The following is a 2,456-nucleotide window of genomic DNA, read 5'->3' on the forward strand; positions in this document are numbered from 1 at the left end:
ACCTCGGCATGGTCGACTTCGCGCTCTGGTCGATCATCGTCTTCAACGTGGCCTACCTCTTCGCGGACGCCCGGGGGCTGCGCCTGACCGGGCACCTGATCATGGCGATGTTCCTGCTGCTCGCCTTCACGACGCTGCTGCAGGACTTCCCGTTCGCGCTGTCGCCCGGCCTGTGGTCGAACGTGGTGCACTGGGTCCTGGTCCTCGGCGTGGTTCTGTCGTTCCTGACCATCCCCGTGACCTGGTGGGGGATGGTCACGCAGGGCTACGAGGAGCCTGGCCGGGCCCGGAGGCACCTCCCGCGCCCGCACATCGGCCGGCACCGGCACGCGTCCTAGGGGCGCCGCTGTGAGCGCTGCTGTGAGCGCTCCGCCCCTCGACTCCCACGTCGAGTGAGCGCTCAACCTCATGCGTCACGCGGCCGGGGTGATGCTGGAGTGGCGGGGTGCTCACTCGACGGGAAAGGCGGGGCCGTCGTCGCGTCGAGTGAGCGCTTCGCCCCACCCGTCACAGGCCGGGTCAGTCGTCGGTGATGGTGACTGAGGTCGCGACGGCGTCGGCGGCCCGCTGGTAGCGCGCACTGACCGCGGGAGCCGGCTCCGCGGCATACGTCTCGGTGGTGGTCGTCACCCAGTCGGGGGGCCGGGCGGCGCCGGAGAGCACCCACGCGGCCTGTCGCGCGGCGCCGTCGGCGACGGACTCGCCGGGGGCGGGGACATCGACGGGCATCCCGAGGATGGCCGGCGCGATGACGCGGACCGCCTCGGAGCGCCCGCCGCCACCGACGAGCGTGACCCGCTCGATCGGCACGCCCTGCGCGCGCATGGCGTCGACGCAGCCGGCCAATAGGCAGAGGAGGCCCTCGACGGCGGCACGGGCGAGGTTCGGTCGGGTCATCGACGCGAGCGTCATGCCGTGGAGCGAGCCGGTCGCGGTCGGCAGGTTCGGCGTGCGCTCGCCCTCGAGGTAGGGCACGTGGACGAGCCCGTCCGCGCCCGGTGCGGCGGCCAGCGCGAGCCGGCTCAGCTCGTCGTGGTCGACGCCGAGCAGGGCCGCGGTCGCGTCGAGGACGCGCGAGCCGTTCAGGGTGCAGGCGAGCGGCAGGAAGTGCCCGGTGGCGTCCGCGAACCCGGTCACGAGGCCGCTCGCGTCGGCGATCGGGGCGGTGGACACCGCCGAGACGACGCCTGACGTGCCGAGGGACAGGCAGGCCTCACCGGGTCGTAGCGCCAGGCCCAGGGCGGCGCCGGCGTTGTCGCCGCAGCCGGGCCCGAGCAGGACGTGCCCCCAGCCCCGAGCCGGGTCGCCGTGGCCCGCTGGTTCGGAGGGGCCGAGGACCCGGGGGAGGACGATGTCGTCGACGTCGGCCTCGGTGCGGCGCAGCGCGAGGGCGAGCAGGTCGCGGCGGTACGTGTTCGCCACCGCGTCGAACCAGCCCGTGCCGGAGGCGTCCGAGCGGTCGGTCGTCAGGGTCTCGATCGACCGGCTGCCGGAGAGCCGCCAGGTGAGCCAGTCGTGGGGGAGCGCGACGGCGGCGAGGCGGGCCGCGGACTCCGGTTCGTGGTCGGCCAGCCAGCGCAGCTTGGTGACGGTGAAGGACGCGACCGGGACGCTGCCCATGGCGTCGGCCCAGCGCTTGGCGCCCACGGGCGGGTCGCCGTCGCCGAGCTCGCGGACGAGGCCGGTGGCGGCGCCGGCCGAGCGGGTGTCGTTCCACAGCAGGGCGTCGCGGATGACGGTGCCGTCGGCGTCGAGGCAGACCATGCCGTGCTGCTGTCCGGCGACGGAGAGGGCCGACACGTCGTCGAGGCAGCCGGCTGCGTCGATCGCCTCGAGGAGGGCCAGCCACCACGCCTCGGGGTCGACCTCGGTGCCCGCCGGGTGCCGGGCCGTGCCGCTGCGGACGAGCGCTCCCGTCGCCGCGTCCCGGATGACGACCTTGCACGACTGGGTCGACGAGTCGACGCCTGCGACGAGTGCCATGGTCCGCTCCGCTCGGCTTAGTTGAGTCTCGGCCTCAGTCTCCGCCGAGACTTCAGCCGATCAGGTGCTGGAGCGCCAGCTGCTGGAGCTGGACGAAGCCGAAGTCGCGCTCCGCCGCACGGTCGGCGTCGAAGTCGTCGTCGGCCGCGAGGAACTCCTCGATCGACTCGCCTGGGGCGAGGGTGGGCGTCGCCAGCTCGAGTACTCCCGCCCGCCCCATCGCGGCCGCGACCTCCGGGTCGGCCCGGAAGGCGCGCGCCTTCTCGGCGAGCATCAGGTAGGTCGTCATGCAGGCGCGCGCCGACTCCCAGACGCCGTCGAGGTACTCGGTGCGGGACGGCTTGTAGTCGAAGTGGCGCGGCCCGGTGTAGCGCGGCCCGTCCGGGACTCCCGGGAAGCCGTTCTCGAGCAGGTCGACGGTGAAGAAGGCGGACATGAGGTCGCCGTGTCCGAAGGCGAGGTCCTGGTCGTAC

2 protein-coding genes and 1 pseudogene are annotated in these 2,456 nt (G+C 73.7%); 1 reads left to right on the forward strand and 2 read right to left on the reverse strand.

From position 1 onward, the window contains the following. Nucleotides 1–338 (forward strand): hypothetical protein (locus ACTHJJ_RS12005; protein ID WP_440303177.1); only part of this gene is annotated, 338 nt, incomplete at its 5' end. A gap of 181 nt (nt 339–519) precedes the next feature. On the opposite strand, the gene xylB is transcribed toward ACTHJJ_RS12005, so the two are convergent. Together xylB and ACTHJJ_RS12015 are read right to left on the reverse strand one after the other, a co-directional pair. Further along, nucleotides 520–1,983 carry a xylulokinase gene (xylB, locus tag ACTHJJ_RS12010; protein WP_440303178.1) on the reverse strand — a complete coding sequence of 488 codons (1,464 nt, stop codon included), beginning with the start codon at nt 1,981–1,983 and terminating at the stop codon, nt 520–522. 52 nt (nt 1,984–2,035) lie between these two features. Then, nucleotides 2,036–2,456: pseudogene (locus tag ACTHJJ_RS12015) on the reverse strand (xylose isomerase); the annotation flags it as partial.

The sequence above is a fragment of the Intrasporangium sp. genome (assembly GCF_051961875.1).
GTDB lineage: Bacteria > Actinomycetota > Actinomycetes > Actinomycetales > Dermatophilaceae > Intrasporangium_A.